Genomic DNA, 23,821 nt, shown 5'->3' on the forward strand with positions numbered 1-23,821 from the left:
CTTACACCACCACGAAATTCGATGCTGAGATGCTGGCCAAGTTGGTCAGCGTCGCAAATTGCGATGCCGCGCCTCCGCCATTGCCATCCGCATCGAAGTACAGCGAACCTGTCCCCGCGTCATAGATGATCCGATGGTCGCTGGTCGCCGCGTCGGTGCCGACGGCAAACTGGCCTGCCGCCAATGTGCCGAGCGCCAACCCATTGAAGATCGACTGATACAGGCGGAAGCTATCCGATGCGCTGTTGAAGTCGGATATGCTGTCGACATTGTCACTGCCGAGCGCCGTCGAGAAGACGAACGTGTCACGGTTCGATCCACCCGTCAGCACATCGCTGCCCGCACCACCATCGATGGTGTCGTTGCCGGCACCACCAGACAGCGTGTCGGCACCGCCGGCACCGGTCAGCACATTTGCCGCGCCGTTGCCCGTGACCACATTTGCGTCGCCATTGCCGGTGCCGTTGATTGCGTTAGTGCCCGTCAAGGTCAGGTTCTCGACATTGTCGGTCAACGTATAGCTGACCGACGCGCTGACACTGTCGGTGCCCTCTCCCGCCTGCTCGCTCACGGCGTCGGCCGAATTGGTGACGACATAGCTGTCATTGCCGGTGCCGCCCGCCATGGCATCAGCGCCAGCGCCGCCGTCGAGCGTGTCGTTGCCCGCGCCGCCGCTGAGCGTGTCGTTGCCGCTGCCGCCATCGAGCAGGTTGGCGCCATCATTGCCGGTCAGCACATTGGCGGCGCTATTGCCGGTGCCGTCGATCGCGGTGGTACCCGTCAGCGTCAGATTCTCGACATTTGCGCCGAGCGTATAGCTCACCGACGAGCGCACAGTGTCGGTGCCCTCGTCGGCCGCCTCGACAACGACATCGCCGCTGCTGGTAACCGAATAGACATCGTCGCCGGCACCGCCCTCCATCCGGTCCGATCCGGCGCCGCCGGCCAGCGAGTCACTGCCATTGCCGCCCATAAGCGTGTCGTTGCCGCTGCCACCCGACAAGTTGTCGTCGCCATCGAGGCCGGTCAGCACATTGGCACCGTCATTGCCGGTTATAACATTGGCATCGCCGTTACCGGTGCCGTTGATCGCGCTCGTGCCGGCAAGGGTCAGGTTCTCGACATTGTCGGACAGGGTGTGGGTGACTGTCGAGGTGACGCTGTCGGTGCCTTGGCCGGCCTGCTCGATAACGGTATCGGTCGAGCTGCCCACGACATAGGAGTCGTCGCCCTGCCCGCCGGTCATCTGATCGGTTCCCGATCCACCATCGAGCGTATCATTGCCGTTGCCGCCATCGAGCATGTCATTGCCCGAACTGCCGCTGAGCAGGTTGTCGCCCTCATTGCCGATGAGATGATTATCGAGCGTGTTGCCCGTACCGCTAGTGGCGCCGGTTCCGGTCAGCGTCAGGTTCTCGACATTGTTGCCCAGGGTATAGGTGATGGTCGAATTGACCGTGTCGGTGCCGCCGTCCACCGCCTCGACGACGGTGTCGCCGGTGCTGCTCACCGTATAGCTGTCATCGCCCTGGCCGCCGACCATCCGGTCGGATCCGGTGCCGCCGGCCAGCACATCGTTACCATTGCCGCCGTCGAGCGTGTCGTTGCCGCTGCCGCCCGACAGGCTATCGTCGCCGTCGAGACCTGTCAGGATGTTGGCGCCGTCATTGCCGGTGATCTGGTTCGCTTCGGCGTTACCAGTGCCATTTATAGCGCTGGTGCCAGCCAGGGTCAGGTTCTCGACATTGGCAGTAAGCGTGTAGCTGATCGAAGAAGTGACGCCGTCATTGCCCCCGCCGCTTTGCTCGATGACAGTATCGGCCGGGTTACCCACGACGAAGACATCGTCGCCCTGGCCGCCGATCATGAGATCCGCGCCGGTGCCGCCATCGATCATGTCGTTGCCGTCGCCGCCCTCTATCCGGTCGTCGCCGCTGTCGCCCGAAAGCGAATTGTCGCCGTCATTGCCGAGAATAATATTGGCAAGCGTATTGCCGGTGCCGCTCAGATTTTCGGACCCGGTCAGTTCAAGATTCTCGACGTTACTGCCCAGCGTGTAGCTGATCGACGACACGACCGAGTCCGTGCCCTGGCTCGCCGACTCTATGACAGCGTCGCCCGAACTGGAGACATGATAGCTGTCATTGCCGTCGCCGCCGGACATACGATCCGATCCATCGCCGCCGTCGAGGACATCATCGCCATCTCCGCCGGACAGCGTGTCGTTCCCGCTGTCGCCGAAGAGGACGTCATTGCCGCCAAGGCCGGACAGACTATTCGCGCCGCTTCCGCCGACCAGGACGTTGTCGAGGGCGTTGCCGGTGCCATTGACGGCGCCGGTGCCGACCAGAAGCAGGTCTTCCACGTTGGCAGCCAGCGTCTGGCTGACCGTCGAGTAGACCGCGTCATGTCCCCCGTCGGCATCCTCAACAACGACGTCGCCCGACCCGATGCCGAGATAGATATCGTTGCCATTACCGCCGACCAGCCGGTCCGATCCGGATCCGCCCTCGAGCGCGTCATCGCCCTCGCCACCATTGAGGGTATCGTTGCCGGCATCGCCATAGAGATAGTCGGAGCCATCCTGGCCCGACAGGATGTTCGTGCCGCTATTGCCGATCAGGTAATTGTCGAGTTCGTTGCCCGTGCCGTTCAGATTGGCGGTCCCGGTCAGCACCAGATCCTCGACATTGGCGCCCAGCGTATAGCTGATCGAGCTGTCCACCTCGTCGATGCAGCCGCATTCGCCGTCCTCCTGGACGACGTCGCCTGCGCTGGTGACGATGTAGGTGTCGCCACCCTCGCCGCCGATCATCAGATCCGAGCCGCTGCCACCGTCGAGACGATCGCTGCCATTGCCGCCGACGAGCGTGTCGTTCCCTGAGCCTCCCGAGAGCGAGTCGGCGCCGTCGTCGCCGGCCAGAATATTGGCTGCGCTGTTGCCGGTGATGGCATTGTCGAGCGCATTGCCCGTGCCGTTGATCGCGCTGGTGCCGGTGAGGACGAGGTTCTCGATATTCTCGGCCATGTCGTAGCTGATCGAGGCGTTGACAGTATCGAGGCCCTGATCCTCATATTCGTTCGCATTGTCGCCGATGTTGTCGACAACATAACTGTCATCGCCCACATCTCCGAACATCGTGTCTGGACCATTGCCGCCGTCCAGCGTGTCGTTCCCCTCCCGGCCGAACAGCGTCTCGGCACCGCTGTTGCCGGTGATGACATTGTCGAGCGTATTGCCGACCCCTAAGTTCGATGTGCCGGTCAGCGTTAAATTCTCAACATTGTCGCCCAGAGTATAGCCGATCGAAGCCTGGACCGTATCGCGGCCCCCGCCCGCATCCTCCACAACGACGTCGCCCGGATTGCCGACAATATAGGTGTCGCTGCCGGCCCCGCCGGCCATCTGGTCCGCGCCGCTCCCACCATCGAGCGTGTCCTTGCCCGCGCCGCCGATCAGAGTATCGTCCCCCGTGCCGCCTGACAGCACATTGTCGCCGTCATTGCCGGTGAGGACGTTGGCCGAACTGTTGCCGGTCGCGTCGGTGTCGGCCGTCCCCAGCAGAACCAGATCCTCGACATTGGTCGCCAGCGTATAGCTCGACGTGGCATAGACGGTATCGGCGCCCTGGCCCGCCGCCTCGACGATGACGTCGTTCGCCGTGCTGACATAGTAGCTGTCGTTGCCCGCGCCACCGACCAGGCGATCCGTGCCCGTGCCGCCATCGAGCGTGTCGGCTCCAGCGCCGCCGGTGAGCGTATCGTTGCCCGCGCCGCCGGAGATCTCATCATAGCTCGAAGTGCCGGTGAGCACGTCGTTGCTGTTTGCGCCCTCGATCTCGAAGCCGACGTCCGCACCAGCGGCGAAAACATATCCAGACCCGTTGAAGCTGTCGCCCTGCGCCACGTTGACGGAAATCTCGCCGATGCCTCGGATCATGAGGTTCGGCCCCAGCGCGTTGATCGTCGCGCTGCCGATATCGAGATCGGCATCGGCCTGAGACGCCTGACCCGCACCAGTCGCGGTGTACGCCGCCTGAAGATCGATTCCTTCGATCGACTGGAGTTGGCCGCCGAAGCTCACATTGCCGCCTACCGACAGATAATCGACGCCGTTGCCGCCATCGAGCAGATTGTCCGCGAAGGTGAAGCTGGTCGTCGCACCGCCGAACGGCGTGACGTTGGAGATCACGATCAGATCGTTGCCGCCGCCGCCATGGACGGTGTTGGCGCCGCCCCCGCCGTTCAGTATCTCGCTACCGCTGGTGCCGTTGAGCGTATCGTTGCCGACGCCGCCGAGCAGCACCTCGACACCGGCATGGCCAGTCGCGGCGTTGAGCGTGTAGTTGCCGGCAGCACCAACGATCAATCCAACCGTATCGCCGGGATTGAAGACATCGTTGGAGCTGTTCCAACTCGCGTCGCGCACGAAGGGTGACAGGGTGTAGGTGCCGGGAGCAACGGCCAGAAGGAGAAGCGAATCGTTCCCTGCACCGCCCTGCAGGGTGGCCGTGCTCGATATCCCCGCGCCGACCTGCGCGCTGAGCGCCAGCGCGATCAGCCTCGATCCGGGATCGGAGTCGAACTGGACCTGTTCGATCGACGACAGGGTGGTGCCGAACAGCGCAACCGTGTCGGTGCTGCCCGCTGGGCCATTGCCGTGCGTGCCCGCCGATGCCTCAATGAGCAGCGTGTCGGTGCCGACGCCGCCATCGAAGACCTCGTTGCCGGACGGCGTGTTGGCGACGATCAGTATGTCGTCGTCGTCTCCGCCGTGGAGCACATCTGTCCCGGCGCCACCATCGAGCGTGTCGTTGCCTTCGTCGCCATTGAGTGTGTCATTGCCGCCGAGCCCGCTGAGGCTGTCGTTCAGCGTCCCGCCATTGAGAAGGTCGTTGCCCCCGGTTCCGGTCAGGTTCACAGGCGTCGGGAATATGAAGCTGTTCGCATCGAGGCTCGCCAGCGAAACCCCTTGCAAGGTGAAGCTGGTGTCGCCACCCGCGATGATCGTGTTGCCGCCGCTCGACGACAAGTAGGCCTGCAGCGTCGCGAAACTGTCTACATTGGTGTTCGACAGGTCGATCTTGTCCTGGCCCACCGTGAAGTCGGTGATGACCTTGGCGCCATCCCCGTCCACCACGAAGACATCGTTGCCCGCACCGCCGGTCAGCACGTCATTGCCGTCACCGCCGAAGATCAGGTCGTTGCCGTTGCCGCCGCTGATCGTGTCGTTGCTGCTCGTGCCGTTGATGGTATCGCCGCCGGCCGTGCCGTTGATGGCGAATTGAACATTCGAGCCCGGGTCGAAGACATAGCCCGACCCGTTGAAGTTATCGCCGGAGGCATTGGCAAGATTGACGATGATGGTGCCGGTACCGTCCAGTTCAAGGTTCGGTCCCATCGCGCCGATCGTGGCGCTGCCGATCGTGAGCTGCGTGGCCGGCTGGCTGACGGCGCCCGCCGCATTGTTGGTGTAGGCGGGCTGGAGATAGATGCCTTCGATCGACTGCACCGTACCCTGGAAATTCACACTTCCGCCGATCGCCAGGAAATCAGTGCCATTGCCGCCATCGAACAGGGTCCCAGCCCCGGTTAGCGTGGCTTCGACGCCGTTGACGATCGTATTGGTCAGAAGAAGGGCATCGTTGCCACCATTGCCGTGCAGTTCATCGGTGCCGCCGCCGGTGGAAAGGAGGTCCATTCCCGACGAACCGTTGAGCGTGTCGTTTCCGCCCGACCCGATCAGCCACTGCGACAGACCATTCGTCGCATTGGTTGCCGAGGCGTTCAATACATAGTTGAAATTGCCCGCGCCGACGAGCCCGACCCTGTCGCCCGGCAGATAGGCCCGTGTCGGATTCGTCCAGTTGGACACTGTGTAGACCGGCATCACGATGCTGGTATCCGAACCCATGCCGTTGACTGCGACGGTCAGGAAAGTGTCGTAGCCGGCGCCACCGTCGAGAATGGTCGGCACGGCGAAGTTCAGTGTATTGGGGCCGCTCACGAAATGCTGAGTCGCGATGACGCTGACGGCCGTTCCGGCATCGGACTGGAAATCGACCTTCTCGATGCTGTTGAGGCCGAAGCCGCCATAGCTCGTGGTCGGGCCGAAAAGGTTGCTGCCCGCGCCGCTGATCGAATGAGCTTCGATCATGTCGGTGCCGTTGCCACCGTCGAAGGTACCGCCGGCGATCGGTGTGTCGAGCACGATGATGTCGTTGCCTGCTCCGCCGATCAGCGCGTCGGTGCCGCCCTTGCCGTACAGCACATCATCGCCGCCATTGCCGATCAGCGTGTTGTTGCCCGCCGTTCCCGTCAGTGTGTCGGCATTGTCCGATCCGCCGACTCCCTCGACATTGGTGATCGTGTCGAGCCCGCCGCCGCCGGTGTTCTGCTGCCCGGTGATGCGGAGGTCGACCGAGACCCCCATGTCATCGACATCGAGGTAGCCAACCTGGTCATTGCCCGCGCCGCCGTCGATCAAGTCGTTGCCAATCCCGGCGCCGATGAAGTCGTCGCCATTGCCGCCGTTGATCGTGTCGTTGCCTTCTTCGCCGAAAATGTTGTCGTTGCCACCCAATCCGCTCAGGCTGTCGTTGAGCCCGCTGCCCTCGATGGTGTCGCTGCCTTCGGTGCCGGTCAGGTTCTTCGGCGTCGCGAAGATGAAGCTGTTCGCATCGAGATTGGCGAGGGAGACGCCCTGCAGCGTGAAGCTGGTGTCCCCACCCGCGATAATCGTGTTGCCGCCGCTTTCGGACATATAGGGCTGCAATGTCGCGAGGCTGTCGATGGTGGAATCCGACAGGTCGATCTTGTCCTGGCCCACGGCAAAGTCGGTGATGGCCTTGGCGCCGTCGCCGTCCGCCACGAAGATGTCGTTGCCGGCGCCGCCGGTCAGCACGTCATCGCCGTCTTCTCCGGCGACGGTGTCGTTGCCGTTGCCGCCGCTCAGCGTATCGTTGCCATCGTCACCGTTGATATAGTCGTTACCGTCGCCGCCCGAGATCAGATCGTTCGAGATCGTCGCCGAGATGCTGTCGGCCCCGGTGCTGCCATTGATCACGAATCGGACGTCCGAACCCGCATCGAAGATATAATTCGCGCCATTGAAGCTGTCGCCCGAAGCGTTGGTGAGGTTGACCGTGATGGTGCCGGTGCCGTCGAGCTCAAGGTTGGCCGGAAGCGCGGAGACCGTCGCGCTCGATATCGTAATTGAAGCCGGTCCCTGATAGGCGGTGGTGACGGGATTGGCGCCAGCAGCAAGCGGGACAGCCGGCTGGAGATAGATGCCTTCGACCGACTGCAGCGTTCCCTGGAAGTTGACCGTTCCGCCAATCGACAGGAAATCGGTGCCATTGCCGCCATCGAACAGGCTGCCGGTCCCGGTGAAGGTCGTCTCCACGCCGTTGGTGATGGTGTTGCCGATCTGCAGCACGTCGTTGCCGCCATTGCCGTGCAGCACGTTCGTGCCGGTGCCGCCATTCAGCCGGTCGATCCCAGACGACCCGTTGAGCGTGTCATTGCCGATGTTGCCGCTCAGCACCTGGATGACGCCGCTGGCCGCGTTGGCCTCCGACGCGGTCAGCGTGTAGTTGAAATTGCCCTGCGCGTTCAGGAGGACCACGTCGCTCGCGGTCGGGACATAAGGCTTCGACGCGGTCGTCCAGTTGGAAAAGCTGAAGGTCGGCAGCACGAGATTCGTGTCCGTCCCCATGCCGCCCGTGGCGACCAGAACGAGCGAATCGATGCCACTGCCGCCGTGGAGCGCGCCCGGAACGGCGTTGGTGACGCCGGTGCCGGCGTTCACGAAATGATAGGTGAGCGCCATCGATATTCCGGTCCCGGCGGCGGACTGGAAATCGATTGCCTCGATGTTCAGCAGCGGAGGCGTGTTGTACGCTGAACCGATGATCCCGTTGCCGCCCGCGGTGGCGCCCGCGATATTGTGCAGCTCGAGCGTGTCATAGCCCGTGCCGCCGTCATAGAAGCCATTGGTCTGCTGGATATCGAGCACGATGATGTCGTTGCCCGCCCCGCCGATCAGCGCGTCGGTGCCGCCCTTGCCATACAGCACGTCGTCGCCGTCCGCGCCGTTCAGCGTGTTGTTGCCCGCCGTTCCGGTCAGCGTGTCGGCATAATCCGAACCACCGATGCCCTCGACATTGGTGATCGTGTCGAGCCCGCCGCCGCCGGTGTTCTGCTGCCCGGTGATACGGAGATCGACCGAAACGCCGGATTCAACATCGCCATAGAGTATCTGGTCGTTGCCGTTGCCGCCGTCGACCAGGTCGTCACCCTCACCGGCACCGATGAAGTCGTCGCCATTGCCGCCGTTCAGCGTGTCGTTGCCCTCCTCGCCATAGAGGTTGTCGTTGCCGCCAAGTCCACTCAGGCTGTCGTTGAGCCCGCTACCCTCGATGGTGTCGTTGCCTTCGGTGCCGGTCAGGTTCTTCGGAGTCGCGAAGATGAAGCTGTTCGCGTCGAGACTTGCGAGGGAGACGCCCTGCAGCGTGAAGCTGGTGTCCCCGCCCGCGATAACCGCGTTGCCGCCGCTCGACGACAGATAGGGCTGCAATGTCGCGAAGCTGTCGATGATGCTATCGGACAGGTCGATCTTGTCCTCGCCGACGGTGAAATCGGTGATGATCTTGGCGCCATCGCCATCCGTAGCGAAGACGTCATTGCCGCCGCCGCCGGTCAGCACGTCATCGCCGTCTTCGCCAGTGAGGGCGTCGTCGCCGTTGCCGCCGCTCAACGTGTCGTTGCCGTCGTCGCCGTTGATATAGTCGTTGCCGTCGCCGCCCGAGATCAGATCGTCGGCGATCGTAGCCGAGATGCTGTCGCCGCCAGTACTGCCATTGATGGTGAACCGGACGTCCGAACCCGCATCGAAAATATAGTGCGCGCCATCGAAGCTGTCGCCCGGCTGCAGAGTGACGATGATGCCGCCCGTGCCGTCGAGCTCTAGGCCCGGCCCCATCGCTCCGATCGTCGCGCTGCCGATCGACAGCTGGGCCGCGGACTGCGTGATGGTCCCGGGTGCATTGTTGGTGAAGCCGGGCTGGAGATAGATGCCTTCGATCGACTGGACGGTGCCCTGGAAATTGACGCTGCCACCGACCGACAGAAAGTCGGTGCCGTTGCCGCCGTCGAACAGGGATCCCGCGCCGCTATTCGTCGAGGTGACGCCGTTGACCGTTGTGTTGGAGATCGACAACACGTCATTGCCGCCATTGCCGTGCAGGACATCGGTGCCGGCGCCGCCGCCCAAAATGTCCGCGCCGGATGAGCCGTTCAGGGTGTCGTTGCCGGTCCCTGCATAGAGCGCCTGCCGCAAACCATTGGCCGCATTGGTTTCTGAGGCTGTCAGCACATAGTTGAACGCGCCGCCGCCGGTCGCGTTGCTGACCCCGATCAGCGAGACGACATCGCCGGCCAGATAGCCCCGCGTCGCGGTCGTCCAGTTCGATACAGTGACGGTCGGGATCACGAGATTGCCGTCCGAGCCCATGCCGTTGACGGCGATCAGAAGCAGGTTGTCGACCCCCGCCCCCCCGATGAGGTCGGTGGGTACGGCAAAATTGAGCGTCGTAGCTCCATTGACGAAATGGCTCGTTACACCCGCTATAACCGCCGTTCCGGCCGCCGACTGAAAGTCGATCCGTTCGATCCCGTTGACGCCGAAGCCCGCCCAGGTCGTAGCAGGACCAAAGAGTCCATTGGGCGCGCCAGCCTGGCTGTGGAGTTCGAGCGTATCGTAACCGTTGCCGCCGTTGAACGTGCCGCCGGTGATCGCCGTGTCGAGGACGATGACATCGTTGCCGTCGTTGCCCTGGATCGTATCGTTGCCGCCACCGCCGACAAATCGATCGTCACCAGCCGTTCCCACGAGCGAGTCCGCGCCCGACGTTCCCACGAAATCTGTCATGCAACTCCCCCAACAATCACAACGGCACGCCCCCGCACCGGAAAAAGGCGCAGTCAGCTGCAAAGATGTTGTCAGATGACCGGCTGATGCCGCGACATGGCGGCCCGATCACTGCAATGGCTCCGCTCCCGACTTCGCCTCTAGCGAATCATTCGAGGAAGCCCGGCGTCCAAAGATCGGCGGATTTTCGCGACATCAACTGTGACGACGCCGAAACGGCTCCCCCCCGCGTCTCCCTGATTAACGCAATGTTAATCATTCCGCTATCGGCTTCGTAACGGGTGCGTCCCGATATGCTACTCGATTACTCGAATATGGAGCAAACGGCAGCACGGGGGTTCAAGGCACCTTAGCTATCCCATCAGGAACCTCGCCCGAGCATAAGTGTTTACAACGAGTCAGGTCGAGACAGCTTCATCGAGCGGAACCAGTTCGAAGCCCTGTCTCGCGGAGAGTATCCATGTCTGCGTATTTGCGTAACAGCGTCCTGGCCCTTGCGGCATCGCTCAGCCTCACCGCCTGCTATGATGACGGCTATGGCTATGGCGGAATGTCGGTAGGCTATGGCGCCAGCTATCCATCCTATTATGGCTGGTATGACGACTTTTATTACCCCGGCACCGGCTATTATCTCTATGACCGCGGCGGCCATCGCCAGCGGTGGAGCGATAATCAGCGGCGCTATTGGCAGGATCGCCAGCGGACCTTCCGGGGCGCCGATCGCGGCGACCAGCGCGAGCTTCGTGAGAATTGGCAGGCCTTCCGCCAGGACCGGCGCGGCGATGACCGCGCTTTCCGGCAGGAGCGCCGGGAGGACCGCCAGGCGCTGGCCCGCGGCGAGATGACGCGCCAGCAATTCCGGCAGGACCGGCGGGCCGACCGGCAGTCGTTCCGGCAGGAGATGGGCGAGGACCGGCAGACGCTGCGCCGCGAGAACCGGCGGGGCCACCGGGATTGAGGCGAGCGCGCGGCGTCGGTCGCCTTTGCCCTGCCTTCTCCGTCGTCCCGGACGTGATCCGGGATGACGTGCACGACGTCGCGTGTCCTCCCCCTAAACTTTTGTCGCCAACGACCGTACTTAACCGCCTCTAACTCAAAATTAACCACATCTGGCGCACTCCTCGCTTTGCAACCACGCCAAGGCGATCGAGGACGACATGCCGAGAGCATCTGTTTCCGCCAGTTTCCGGCACTTCCGGCGCCCCGCGCGCCAGGAGGCCTGAGTCATGGCGGCACCCGTGTCGATGAGCCGCAAATTGTGGGCCGCGACCGGCCGCAGCGCGATCCTGCCCATGGCGACGCTGATGCTCGTCGGGCTGATGGTGATCCCGGTCCCCTCGTTCGTGCTCGACATGGGCTTCATCGCCAACATCATGATCAGTCTCGCAGTGCTGATGGTAGCGCTCAATGCCGCCAAGCCGCTCGACTTCTCGTCCTTTCCGACGGTGCTGCTGTTCGCCACATTGTTCCGCCTGGCGCTGAACGTCGCTTCGACCCGCGTGGTGCTGGTCGACGGACATCAGGGGCCGGCCGCGGCAGGCCATGTCATCGAGAGCTTCGGCAATTTCCTGATCGGCGGCGATTACGCCGTCGGCCTGTTCGTGTTCGGCATCCTGATGGTGATCAACCTCGTCGTGATCACCAAGGGCGCCGGCCGCGTCTCCGAAGTGTCGGCGCGCTTCACCCTCGACGCGATGCCCGGCAAGCAGATGGCGATCGATGCCGATCTCAACGCCGGGCTGCTCACCCCCGAGGAAGCCAAGCTGCGCCGCCAGGAAGTCGCCACCGAGGCCGATTTCTACGGCTCGATGGACGGCGCCTCGAAGTTCGTGAAGGGCGATGCCGTCGCCGGCGTTCTGATCCTCGTGATCAACATTCTCGGCGGCCTCATCCTCGGCGTGATGAGCCACGGTCTGTCGCTGAGCGAAGCCGCCTCGACCTACATCATTCTGGCGATCGGCGATGCATTGGTCGCACAGGTGCCGGCGCTGCTGCTGTCGATCGCCGCCGCTGCGATCGTCACCCGCGTTTCCTCGCCGCTCGACCTGGCGGGCCAGATCACAAGCCAGTTCGGTTCGGCCCGCGCCTGGGCGCCTGTTTCGGGCATCCTCGCGCTGCTCGGCATCGTACCCGGCATGCCGCACTTCATCATCCTGTCGGCCGCCGGCGTTGCGGGTTTCGCGGCCTGGAAGATGAACACATCGAAGCGGGTGGAAGCCGCACTCGAAGTCGCCGCCGCAGAGGCCGCAGCGGCGCCCGCCCCGGTTTCCCCGAACAGCATCGACTGGAACGACGTCTCCGACGGCGCCGCCCTCGGCCTCGAACTCGGCTATGGTCTTGTCGGGCTGGTCGACGAGCGCAAGGGCGCACCGCTCATGGCGCGGATCACCGGTATCCGCCGTCAGCTGTCACGCGAGCTGGGCTTCGTCGTGCCGCTGGTCCGCGTGCGCGACAATCTGAGCCTGCCGCCCAATGCCTATCGCATCACCGTCGCCGGCGTGATCATGGGCGAGGACGAGGCATTTCCCGAACAGCTGCTCGCGCTCGACAGCGGCGATCTCGAAGGCACGGTCGACGGCCGCGCCTGCCGCGATCCCAGCTTCGGCCTCGAAGCCGTATGGATCACGCCCGAGAAGCGCGCCGATGCGATCGTCGCGGGCTATACCGTCGTCGATCCCGCCACGGTCGTCGCTACCCATCTCAACCAGATCATCGCCGCCGCCGCCGCCGACTTGTTCGGCATGGATGAAGCCCAGCGCCTGCTTGATTCCCTCAAGGAATCCGCGCCCCAGCTGGTCGGCGGCCTCACCCCCTCGCCGCTCAGCCTCGCCCAGATCGCCGCGGCCTGCCGTGCGCTGCTCGCGGAAGGCGTGCCGCTGAAGGATTTCCGCCGCATCGCCGAATCGATGGTCGACGCCGCCGCACAGTCGAGCGACGCGGCCGCGCTGGTCGAGAATATCCGTTCGCGGATCGGCGCGCTGATCGTCCAGACACTGGTGCCGGTGAAAATGCCGCTGCCCGTGGTGACGCTCGATGCCGGACTTGAGTCGCTGCTCGCACAGGCGGTGCGGACCTCGCCCGGTGCGGCACACCCGTTCGAGCCGGCGCTCGCCAACCGCATCGTCTCGGCGATCGCCGAGGCTTCCGCGCCGATGGTCAACAGCGCGACCCGCTTCGCCATCGTCACTTCGCCGATCGCGCGGCGCGCACTGGCTCGCCTCCTCAAACCCCATTTGCCGGAAACGCCCGTCATGTCCTTCCTCGAGATTCCCGATGGCAAGGCGGTCGAAGTCGCCGCGGTGGTTGGCGGCGGCCCCTCTCATAATGGCAGTGCCGGCGCCCTGGGTGCGCGACCGATGGAGACCGCAGCATGATCCGCGCCCGCACCGACCTGATCGATCTACCCACTTCGGCGGCCCGGCAGCGCAGCGCCCGCGTCATCAGCATCGCCTGCGGCCGCAGCGGCGTCGGCAAGACGACGATAGCCGCAAACCTCGCGCTGTCGCTGTCGAAGATGCACCGCCGCGCCATGCTGGTGGATTGTGATCCCGGTCCCGGCGATGCGACGCGCATCATGGGTTTCGACCCCGCGGAATCGATCGATGATGTGATCGGGGGGCGGCTGACGATCGACCAGATCGTGGTGGACGGCCCCGAAGCCTTGTTCGTCGTGCCCGCGGGGCCCGCCGATGCCGCCGGCCGGGTCGACCTCGCCGCACGGCTCAAACTGGCCGATGCCTTCCGTCCGCACCGCAGGTCGCTCGACTATGTGATCGTCGATACGCCCGGCAGCGCCGATCCCGACACGCTTGACATGGTCGCATCCGCCGACCTGCCGGTGGTCGTGCTGGCGCCGGACGCCGATCGCTTCATGGATGCCTATGGCACGGTGAAGCTGCTTGCGCTCGACCATGGTGTCCGCGACATCGCGATCGTAACCAACCGGATCACCGACGAAGCGATGGGCCGCGAACTGTTCCGCCGCTTCCGCGAAGTGTCGGGCCGGTTCCTTGCCGACACCAGGCTGAGCTATCTTGGCGGCGTTCCCCGCGATGAACGCGTACTGACCGCAGTCGCGCGGCGGCGGCTTGTCGTCGATCAATATCCCGGCGCCCGCGCGGCGCAGGCCCTGAGCCACCTCGCCCGCACGATCGATACGCTCGATATCCGCGCCCACGCTGGCGGCGACTGCTTCTTCGGCATGGAGGCGGTCGCCCGTGCTAGCTGAATCTCGCGACTCCTCGCTGCACACCTATGGCCGCAAGCCGCAGAAGCCGCGGGCGGAAGACCTGGTGCGCAGCCATATGCAGCTTGTCCGCAAGATCGCCTGGCATGTCCATGGCCGGGTTTCGTCGGCTATCGACATCGAGGATCTGATCCAGATCGGCATGATCGCGCTGGTCGAAGCCGCCAATGGCTATGAGGATCGCGGTCACGCCTTCTCCACCTATGCCTCGCTGCGGGTGCGCGGTGCGATGATTGATCATCTGCGCCGCCACGCATCGATGAGCCGATCGGCGATGGTCAAGCGCCGGGAAATGCTCAAGGCAAAGTCCGATTTCGAAAAACGCTACGGGCGCAGTCCCAGCGATTCCGAACTTGCCCAGGCCATGGGCCTCGACGGCGCCGCGTTCCGCGCACTGGTCGATGAAACAGCGGCCACCTACCAGGAGTCGCTCGACGAGGTGTATTCGGACCAGTCGATCTGGTTCGCCGATGTCGAGGAGAGCGCCGACCAGGGGATCGAGCGCGAGGAACTGGCTGCGGCGCTCGGCGAACATATTTCGGAACTGCCGGAGCGCGAGGCGATGGTGCTCCAGCTCTATTTCGTCGAGGAGATGAACCTCGAAGAAATCGGCCAGACGCTCGGCATCGGCGCGGCGCGGGTCTGCCAGATCAAGAAGACCGCACTCGACAAGCTGCGCACGTCGCTGAAGGATTGGCGGTAGATCCCAACCTTTAGCGTGATCGCCGCCTGATCCGGCCACTGCGCCGCAGCATTCCAGTAAAAATGGCGAAATTCCTCGGTCGCCCAGCTTTGGCATGGCTCGTGCAACGCCGCCTGCATCCGGCGGACACTGCCCGCTTCACGAAGGAACTGGTTCGATGCAACGCTCTCACCCGTCGCTCTTTGCCCGCCACGACACATTTTTCGGAGTATGCGAGGCGATCGGCCAGGACTTCGGCTTCCACTCAAACTATGTGAGGCTGGCCGTCGGCATGGGCCTGCTGCTGAGCCCGCTTGCGACCGTCGCAGCCTATATCGGTGCGGGCGTTCTGGTGGCGATTTCCCGCTGGATCTACCCGATCCGCGCGGCGGGTGCGGAGGCCCCAACTGCCTTGCTGGAAGAAGCGCGGCAGAGCGATAAGCACCAAGGCAGGATCGTCTTCGCCGAAGCGGCTTGAACCCCTCCCCGTCTGCGCGCGGGGAGCCTTAGCGCCGGTCGAGTGCCGCTTCGACGCGCGCCATCTTCATCCCGAACTCGTTGAAACGGGCGTTGGTGTCGGCCTGTCCGCTCTGGACTGCCTTCAACACCATGTTCATCGGATCGCGCTCGGCCAGGCTGGACTGCAGCACCTCCATGCGGTGCTTGAGCTCCTCGCTGGTGACCGGCGTATCGGCAAGCTGCGCACGCTGTGCCTGCAGCAGCTCGATCTGCCGGTCCCGGACCAGCCGCAGGTCGTGGATCAGCGCATTTGCCGTCTCGAGCTGATGCTGCCGCTCGCGCGCATCGGCGACCACGAGTTGCGCGGACATGATCGTACGCTCCGCGACGATCAGGCCGACGGCCGAGATCAGGCTGGACATGAGGCCGACGCCGATGGCGATCTGGCTCATCCTGCTCGGTGACCTGGGTGCGATGGCCTGCTGTACGGCCTCGGGAGCTGCCGGAGCAGGAGCGATCGTGGCGGCCGGGGGCGTCGGAACGGGCGGTGTCGGAATGGGCTGCATCGCCGGCGATGGGGTGGTCGGCTGATCGATCGCACCAGCCACGAGGGCATCGAGATCATCGAAGTCGTCGATCTGGATCGACATGATCCCGACCGGCGCACTCTCCTCGTCCGGTGCGGAAAAATCGATCGGCCCGATCCCCGCGAGCTTTGCGGCGGGCTGATCGTCGCGGGTCTGGACGACGCTGGTTTCGAGATCTTCGAGGGCTTTGAGCGCTGCGTCGAAACCGCTGCCGCTGTCCGAAATCGAGATCGTATCCATCGAACTTGTCCTGTCGAACGCCGGGGCACTTCAAGAAAAAGGCCCCCGGCGCGGGGAAACGAAGCGCCGGGGGCCTGAGAGACGGCCGTTTGAGGAGGCCGGCTATCTTTTAGCGGAGCAGGCTCAGCACATTCTGCTGGCTCTGGTTCGCCTGGGCGAGCATCGCCGTCGAAGCCTGTGCAAGGATCTGCGACTTGGCGAGCGAGGTCGATTCCACCGAGAAGTCCGCGTCTTCGATCCGCGAGCGGGCTTCAGACAGGTTGTTGACGTTCGCGGTCAGCACGTTGACGGCGGCGTCAAGACGGCTCTGGGTGGCGCCGAGGCCGGCGCGGACCGTGTTGACCTGGGTCACGGCGGCGTCGAATGCGGTGATCGCGGTGCCGGCATTCGTCGTGGTGTCGACCTTGATGCCGGTGGCATAGGCCGCAGCAACCTTGTCGAGGCCACCGACCGAGATCGACGTCGTGTCGCCCGAATTGATGCCGGTCTGGATCGAGAAGGTCGTCGCGACCGAGGTTGCCCCGAACAGCGTGTTGCCGTTGAACTTGGTCTTGGTGACGACGTCCGAGATCTGCGACTGGAGCGCCGCGACTTCGGTCTGGAGGTTGTCACGATCGCTCGACTGGTAGGTGCCGTTCGACGCCTGCACGGCCAGTTCGCGGACACGCTGCAGCATGTTGGTCACTTCGCCCAGCGCGCCTTCAGCGGTCTGCGCCAGGGAGATGCCGTCATTGGCGTTGCGGATCGCGACGGTCATGCCGCGGACCGAAGAGGTCATCGAGGAAGCGATGGCGAGGCCGGCTGCGTCGTCCTTGGCGGTGTTGATGCGCTTACCGCTCGACAGGCGCTCCATGGCGGTCGCCTGCATCTGCCCGGCGAGACGGCCGGCGTTCTGCGAACGCAGCGACGAAATATTGGTGTTGATGACAGACATGAGTGAATCCTTCCGCTGTTACTCGGCGTGCCGGCTACTCGACCGTTCTCGCCACGATCCGGGTAACGACGTCCTGAAACTATGCTTAAGGAAGAAAGATGGTTAAGCGGCATTAACCATAATTTAATTCGAAAAGCGGTGCGGCAATCGCGGTGCGTTGGTCGGAAATACGGCGTTCCACGGGTCTTCCACTTTGGGCAGCACTAGAGGCGGACTATGCTATCGCTCATGTTTACCCTCACCCCAGCCTTCGCCGGGGTGACGGCCATAGCACGCTGAGACGGCCGGCGCCCAAAAACGGAAACAGCCCCCGATGCGGATGCACCGGGGGCCGTCTCGGCCAGCAACTGGAGGAAGAAGCTATTATTTGAGGAGGCTGAGCACGTTCTGCTGGCTCTGATTGGCCTGGGCCAGCATCGCCGTGGATGCCTGTGCCAGGATCTGCGACTTGGCGAGGTTGCTCGATTCCAGCGAGAAGTCGGCATCCTCGATCCGCGAGCGCGCTTCCGAGAGGTTGTTGATGTTGGCGGTCAGCACGTTGACCGTCGCTTCGAGGCGGTTCTGGTTGGCGCCGAGATTGGCCCGCACATTGGCCACCTGGGTCAGGGCCAGATCAGAAGCGGTGAGCGCCAGCGCCGCATTGGCGGTGGTGTCGACCTTGATGCCGGTCGCATAGGCCGCGGCCACCTTGTCGAGACCTCCAACCGTGATTGCCGTCGTGTCGCCGGAGTTGATGCCGGTCTGGATTGCAAAGCTGGTGCCGCCCGAAGTGACTGCGAACAACGTGTTGCCGTTGAACTTGGTCTTGGTCACCACGTCGGAGATCTGCGACTGGAGCGCTGCGACTTCGGTCTGGAGGTTGTCACGATCGGTCGACTGGTAGGTGCCGTTGGCAGCCTGGACGGCCAGTTCGCGGATACGCTGCAGCATGTTGCTGGCTTCGCCGAGCGCGCCTTCCGCAGTCTGCGACAAGGAGATGCCGTCATTGGCGTTGCGGATCGCGACCGACATGCCCCGGACCGATGCGGTCATCGAAGAGGCGATGGCGAGGCCGGCGGCGTCGTCCTTGGCCGAATTGATGCGCTTGCCGCTCGAGAGGCGCTCCATCGCGGAGGCCTGCATCTGATTGGCCAGGCGACCTGCATTCTGGGCGCGGAGCGAAGAGATGTTGGTGTTGATGACGGTCATGTGGATCAGTCCTTGTCCTGTTAAGGGGCGATGATCCGGTGCTGGCCGTTCTCGCCTCGATCCCATTAACGGCCGTGCTTACTCCGGCTTTAACCAGGAAAATTCACCACGATCGATTTTTTCCAGATTTTCCACTCAACCTATTATTTTTACACAATTAGTTTTTAGTCGTAGTCGGTGTTAAGCCAGTTTGGCCACGGGGCTGACGGCGCCGGTCTCATCCGGACATCGCCGGCCCGGCAAGTTTCTGCCGCCTCCGACTAAAGGATGAGCAACCTCTTGCCGCTCGCCTGAAACGCCCATTTTCCGGCGCGCTTTCGCCGCCTCTCGCGCTCGCGCGCGTGAGCGTGCCGCCACGGGCAGGTGCGTCGCGCGGTCTATTAAGACTTTCGTAGTTAATCTGCCGGTAAGGATGTCAGGCAAGGAATTGGCGTGGCTGGCACGTCGATCCGCGAGGACGGCCCATGACGACGATCGGCATCAGCGAGAAGGCGCAAGGTTCCCACCCCACGCTCGTCGCGTGGCTGGCCGGCGCAGGGATCGAAACCGCACGGCTCGACCCTGCCGCCGCACCGGCCCGTGATGCCCAGCGCATCCTCCACGTCACCGAGTTCGGCGTCGCCCGCCAGCACGACATCCTGATCGACTTTGCGGATGGCCTGCCGGTGCTGCGCCGCGCCAAGGTCGGCCGCCCTGCCACCGTGGTCTTCGGCTTCGAAGACATGGCGTTCGGCCATGCGCTGATCGCTGAACTGATCCGCCCGCGCATCATGCCGGCCTGCGGTGAACCGGACAGTGCCCGGTTCCTGTCGCTGGCCGCCCGCGTCGCGCGAAGCGACGCAACCGTGCTGTTGCTGGGCGAGACCGGCACCGGCAAGGAAGGTGTCGCCCGCTTCGTCCACGCCGTCTCCCCGCGCCAAGACAAGCCTTTCGTCGCGGTCAACTGCGCCGCCCTTCCCGAAACCATGCTCGAAGCCATCCTGTTCGGCCACCAGAAGGGCGCCTTCACCGGAGCGACCGGGTCGGGGGACGGCCTGTTCCGCGCCGCCGAGGGCGGCACGCTGCTGCTCGACGAGATCTCCGAGCTGCCGCTGCCCCTGCAGGCGAAGCTGCTCCGCGCCCTGCAGGAGCGCGAAGTGCTTCCCGTCGGCGCCACCGCGCCGATTGCGATCGACGTTCGCATCATTGCCGCCGGCAATCGCGATCTCGCCGCCGAAGTCGAGGCCGGGCGGTTCCGCGCTGATCTCTACTGGCGGCTCAACGTCATGCCGATGACCCTGAAGCCGCTGGGCCAACGCCGCCAGGACATTAGGGCGATTTCGGCCGCGCTGCTCCTGCGCCACACGCCGGACCATGAGGAACTCGCCTGGCCGACCGCCAACGCGCTCGACCGGCTGATGACGCATGGCTGGCCCGGCAATGTCCGCGAGCTCGAAAATGTTCTCCAGCGCGCCATGCTGATGCGCGACGGCAGCCGCATCGAGGCCGCCGACCTGATGATCGATCCCGCGCCGAACGCCCCCGCCTTCCGCATGGCATCGGTCGAACCCGCACCGATCGCATCCCCCCCGCTCCAGGCGCCCGTTCGCCTCGCCGACGCGCGCCGCCTGAGCCAGGCGCAAGCGATCGAGGAAGCACTCGCGGCAACCGGTGGCCACCGCCTCCGCGCCGCCCAGCGGCTCGGCATTTCCGAACGCACGCTGCGCTATCRCATGGCCGACATGCGCGCTGTGGCTTGAGGGAGGGCTAGATGACCACCATCAACACGAGCAACCTGATGGCGATGCGCAACGCCATCCTGCAGCAGAACTCGGCTCTGCAGAAGGCCGCCGCCGCTCCCGCGCCCAACCCCATCGACGGAGTTGCGTCGGTAGGCACGACGACGGGCGCGCCCGATGGCGGCTTCGCCTCGACGCTGCGCGGCGCCCTGGGCGAGGTCAACAACCAGCAGGCCAAGGCCGGCGCGATCAGCGAGAGCTATGAGCGCGGCGAAACCACTGACATCGCGGCCGTGATGCTCCAGCGCGAGCAGGCCAATGTCGGTTTCCAGGCCACCCTGCAGGTCCGCAACAAACTCCTGTCCGCCTATAAGGACATCATGAGCATGCCGGTATAATCGATGGCTGACATCATCACCTCCTCCGCCCCGAACGCTCCTGCGCTGTCCGCCCCGACGGGTGCGGGTAGCGTCGGTACATCGGCGATCCTCGAGCGGGTAAAGGATTTCACCGCACAACCGGCGATCCAGCGCAGCCTGCCGATGATCGGCCTGATCGCGCTGCTCGGCGTCGCCGCGCTGCTCTGGTCGACGATGTCCGGTGCCCCACAGCGCGACCTGTTCGCCGGCATGGGCGACGCCGACAAGGCTGCGGTGGCCGACGCGCTGAAGGCTGCGAACATCCCCTATCAGGTCGATCGCGACACCGGCTCGCTGACCGTGTCGGAGACGAGCTTTTACCAGGCCAAGATGCTGCTCGCACAGCAGGGCCTGCCCAAGTCGGCCCCCGATGGCGATGCCATGATCTCCTCGCTCCCGCTCGGCGCCAGCCGCGCGGTCGAGGGCGAGAAACTGCGCACCGCGCGCGAGATGGATCTGGCCCGCACGATCGAAGCCATCGACGCCGTCGAAACCGCCAAGATCCACATCGCCGCAGACCAGCCGAGCGTCTTCCTGCGCGACGAAGCCAAGCCGCAGGCCTCGGTGATGCTGCGGCTGCGCGCCGGACGTGCGCTATCGGACTCGCAGGTCCAGGCGATCGTCCATCTTGTCGCATCGTCCGTACCGAACCTCTCACCCGACGGCGTGTCGGTGGTCGACCAGGCCGGCCGGCTGCTGTCCTCCTCGGGAAGCGACCCGATGAGCGAGGCCTCCAACCGACAGGTCGACATCCAGAACAAGATCGAGCAGCGCTATCTCGACGCGCTCACCAAGATCCTGACGCCGATAGTCGGCCCCGGCAACTTCACCGCCGAAGTCCATGCGGACGTCGACTTCACCGAAACCCAGGCGACCCGCGAGAGCTATCCCAAGGATACCGCCGTGGTCCGCTCCGAACAGGGCGGCTGGACCGGCGACAAGAATGGCGGCGAAGCCTCCGGCATCCCCGGTGCCCTGTCGAACCAGCCCCCGGCCGCGAGCCAGGTGACCGCAGCGCCGCAGCAGACCGTGAACGCCACGGCCGGCACAACCGCCGCCGCGGAAGCCGGCAAGACTTCCGAGCAGTATAACCGCACCTATGAGCTCGGCCGCGAGGTGTCGGTCACCCATAATCCGGTCGGCCAGGTGAAACGCCTCTCGGTTGCCGTCGCCCTGCGTGAAGGCAGCCGCAAGTTCAGCCGCGCCGAGCTCGCATCGATCGAGTCGCTGCTGCGCGGCGCGATCGGCGCCGATCAGGCCCGCGGCGATGTCGTCGCCCTCTCCGCCCGCAGCTTTGCGGTCATGGAGGATGCCGAGGTCAAGCCCAACTGGTGGGAGGCCACCTGGGTCTCGACCCTGGCCCGCAACCTGTCTGCGCTGCTCGTCGTCGCGCTGCTCGTCTTCGGCGTCGCCAAGCCGATGCTCAAGCGTCGCGCCGCCTTCGCGGAGGAACGGAAAACCGCGATGCAGGCAATGATCAGCTCGGGCGGCCGTATCCCCGAGGGCACCAGCCCGGCGGTCCGCAACGAGATCGCTTCCGCACTCGCCCAGCAGGCGCTGCATGACCCCAACAAGCCCGTGACCCTCGATATGATCCAGGCCACGCCGGGCTATGCCAATCGCGCCGAGCTGATCCGCAATTTCGTACGCCAGGATCCGGACCGCGCCGCCCTGGTCGTCCGCGACCTCATCCGCGCCGACATGCCGGGAGCCGATTGATCGCCATGGCCGACGAAACGCCCATCGACACCGAAAATGCCAGCCCTGTGCCGCCCAGCGGCAGCCAGGCCGCCGCAATCCTGCTGATGCTGCTTGGCGAGGAGGAGGCCGCGACCGTGCTGAGCCGGCTCGAACCAGACGAGGTACAGCATCTTGGCGGCGCGATGTTCGGAGTGGCCAACATCTCGGAGGATCAGATCGATGACGTGTTCGACGTCTTCGTCGATCGCGCCAGGGTTCGCACCACCCTCGGTTTCGGCGTCGAACGCCAGATCAAGGGCATGATGCACAAGGCGCTCGGCCAGGACAAGGCCGATCAGGTGCTCCAGCGGATCACACCCGTCCAGCATGTCAGTACGCTCGAAAATCTCAAATGGATGGACGCGCGCGCCATCGCCAACCTGATCGAGTTCGAGCATCCGCAACTCGCCGCGATCGTGCTCGCCTTCCTCGAAGCCCAGCGCGCGGCCGACGTGCTCCAGCTGCTGCCCGAGGAGATGCAGGCCGACCTGGTCTATCGCGTCGCGACCATGGGCCCCGTCACCGAGGCCGCTCTTTCTGAACTGGACGAGATGCTCAACCGGCCCGCGACCGAACAGTCCACCGGTGCGACCACGCGCCGCGGCGGCGCCGGGGAGGCCGCCAAGATCGTCAATTCGTCACGGAAGGCCGCCGAGCAGCGGATCATCAAGGCCCTGCAGAAGCTCGACAAGTCGGTCGCCCGGAACATCGAGGAAGAGATGTTCATCTTCGACAATCTGATGGCGGTGGGTGACAAGGACCTCGGCACGCTGCTGCGTGCGGTGGACAATGATGTGCTGGTCGTGTCGCTCAAGGGCGCCGACGAGAAGCTGCGGCAGAAGATTTTCGCCTGCATGTCCAGCCGCGCCGCCCAGTCGATCCAGGACGAAATCGCCGATCGCGGCCCGATGCGGCTGGCCGATGTCCAGGAAGCGCAGAAGGCTATGCTCTCGATTGCGCGCAAGCTTGCTGCCGAAGGCACCATCAGTCTCGGCGGAAAGGGCGACGACTTTGTCTGACCTGTGGGCGAGCGATCTCAGCGGCGACGCGACCCGGGTCGATGCCTGGGCACGCCCTGCTCCATCCGGCCAGTTCACGCCCTGGGGTGACAATCCCCATCCCAAGCGCCGCGCGAGCGACTTCGCGCCGAGCCCGCGCCAGCCCCAGGCAGCACCGGTCACCGATATCGAGACGCTGCGCGCCGAGGCTTTCGCGGAAGGGTTCGAGCATGGCCGACAGGCCGTGATGGTCGAGTTCGCCCGCGAGCGGGAAGCGCTTGCCGAACTCATTCGCTCGGCCGAGGCGATCAAGCCCGAACCTGCCGGTCCGCTCGCGGCGGTTCTGGCGGAAACCGTCGCACGGTTCGTCCGGCAGATCGTCGGCGAAGTGAAGATCGATCCCGCGATGCTGAAGGAGCGGGCTGAAACGATCGCCGAGATGGTCACCGCCGAGTCCGGCCCTGCCCGGCTGCGCATGCACCCCGAAGACATAGCCATGCTGGACGGCGTCGACCTGGGCCTTCCAATGGCGCCCGATCATCATCTCACCTCCGGCACGATCATCCTCGAGACCGGCGAAGGGTGGATCGAGGATGGACCGCAGGTCCGCCTCGCGCGGCTGCGCAGCCAGTTGGACAATATGGGTCTGCCGCGATGAGCATAGCTGCCATGTCCCGGG

At 64.5% G+C, this 23,821-nt stretch carries 14 protein-coding genes; 10 read left to right on the top strand and 4 right to left on the bottom strand.

Translation table 11 applies throughout. The features are described from left to right. Position 1: 1 nt before the first annotated feature. A complete protein-coding gene (locus AC1DPF_RS10675; RefSeq protein WP_477961185.1) occupies positions 2-9,931 on the bottom strand; it encodes a hypothetical protein in 9,930 nt (3,309 codons plus the stop codon). A gap of 460 nt (positions 9,932-10,391) precedes the next feature. On the opposite strand from AC1DPF_RS10675, the gene AC1DPF_RS10680 reads away from it, so the two are divergent. The 5 genes from AC1DPF_RS10680 to AC1DPF_RS10700 all read left to right on the top strand — a co-directional run bounded on the left by AC1DPF_RS10680 (position 10,392) and on the right by AC1DPF_RS10700 (position 15,337). Further along, a complete protein-coding gene (locus tag AC1DPF_RS10680) occupies positions 10,392-10,889 on the top strand; it encodes a hypothetical protein (protein ID WP_477867550.1) in 498 nt (165 codons plus the stop codon). 268 nt (positions 10,890-11,157) lie between these two features. Next, entirely contained in the window at positions 11,158-13,305 is a 2,148-nt protein-coding gene (gene flhA, locus AC1DPF_RS10685) for a flagellar biosynthesis protein FlhA (RefSeq protein WP_477961187.1), read from the top strand. Beyond that, positions 13,302-14,159, top strand: coding sequence for a MinD/ParA family ATP-binding protein (locus AC1DPF_RS10690; RefSeq protein ID WP_477867554.1), 858 nt, complete (start codon positions 13,302-13,304; stop codon positions 14,157-14,159). Before flhA ends, AC1DPF_RS10690 begins: the two co-directional genes overlap by 4 nt. Next, positions 14,149-14,880 (top strand): sigma-70 family RNA polymerase sigma factor, encoded by a 732-nt coding sequence (locus tag AC1DPF_RS10695; protein WP_477867556.1) that lies wholly within the window; start codon positions 14,149-14,151, stop codon positions 14,878-14,880. The genes AC1DPF_RS10690 and AC1DPF_RS10695 overlap by 11 nt, the downstream gene beginning before the upstream one ends. A 157-nt stretch (positions 14,881-15,037) precedes the next feature. Then, positions 15,038-15,337, top strand: coding sequence for a PspC domain-containing protein (locus AC1DPF_RS10700; RefSeq protein ID WP_477961189.1), 300 nt, complete (start codon positions 15,038-15,040; stop codon positions 15,335-15,337). Between the two features lie 28 nt (positions 15,338-15,365). Here the strand turns inward: AC1DPF_RS10700 and AC1DPF_RS10705 are convergent, their stop codons facing one another. The 3 genes from AC1DPF_RS10705 to AC1DPF_RS10715 form a co-directional block, all read right to left on the bottom strand. After that, positions 15,366-16,145, bottom strand: coding sequence for a hypothetical protein (locus tag AC1DPF_RS10705; protein WP_477961191.1), 780 nt, complete (start codon positions 16,143-16,145; stop codon positions 15,366-15,368). Between the two features lie 109 nt (positions 16,146-16,254). Continuing rightward, a complete protein-coding gene (locus tag AC1DPF_RS10710; protein WP_477867562.1) occupies positions 16,255-17,079 on the bottom strand; it encodes a flagellin N-terminal helical domain-containing protein in 825 nt (274 codons plus the stop codon). A 363-nt stretch (positions 17,080-17,442) separates the two neighbouring features. Next, positions 17,443-18,267, bottom strand: a complete 825-nt coding sequence (locus tag AC1DPF_RS10715) for a flagellin N-terminal helical domain-containing protein (protein ID WP_477867564.1) — start codon at positions 18,265-18,267, stop codon at positions 17,443-17,445. Between the two features lie 464 nt (positions 18,268-18,731). Between AC1DPF_RS10715 and AC1DPF_RS10720 the strand changes: the two genes are divergently transcribed. The 5 genes from AC1DPF_RS10720 to AC1DPF_RS10740 are packed head-to-tail and all read left to right on the top strand — an operon-like array spanning position 18,732 to position 23,800. Beyond that, positions 18,732-20,006 carry a sigma-54 interaction domain-containing protein gene (locus AC1DPF_RS10720; RefSeq protein WP_477961193.1) on the top strand — a complete coding sequence of 425 codons (1,275 nt, stop codon included), beginning with the start codon at positions 18,732-18,734 and terminating at the stop codon, positions 20,004-20,006. Positions 20,007-20,017: 11 nt separating this feature from the next. Continuing rightward, positions 20,018-20,383, top strand: coding sequence for a flagellar hook-basal body complex protein FliE (fliE, locus tag AC1DPF_RS10725; protein ID WP_477961195.1), 366 nt, complete (start codon positions 20,018-20,020; stop codon positions 20,381-20,383). A gap of 3 nt (positions 20,384-20,386) precedes the next feature. Beyond that, positions 20,387-22,123: a flagellar basal-body MS-ring/collar protein FliF gene (gene fliF / locus AC1DPF_RS10730; protein WP_477961197.1), complete on the top strand. Its 1,737-nt coding sequence runs from the start codon at positions 20,387-20,389 to the stop codon at positions 22,121-22,123. Between the two features lie 5 nt (positions 22,124-22,128). Further along, the gene (gene fliG / locus AC1DPF_RS10735) at positions 22,129-23,163 is read left to right on the top strand and encodes a flagellar motor switch protein FliG (protein ID WP_477867572.1); all 1,035 of its coding nucleotides are present in this window, start codon (positions 22,129-22,131) and stop codon (positions 23,161-23,163) included. Next, the gene (locus AC1DPF_RS10740; protein WP_477867574.1) at positions 23,156-23,800 is read left to right on the top strand and encodes a FliH/SctL family protein; all 645 of its coding nucleotides are present in this window, start codon (positions 23,156-23,158) and stop codon (positions 23,798-23,800) included. The genes fliG and AC1DPF_RS10740 overlap by 8 nt, the downstream gene beginning before the upstream one ends. The last annotated feature ends 21 nt before the right edge of the window (positions 23,801-23,821 follow it).

It is taken from the genome of Rhizorhabdus sp. P4_G6 (assembly GCF_056401045.1).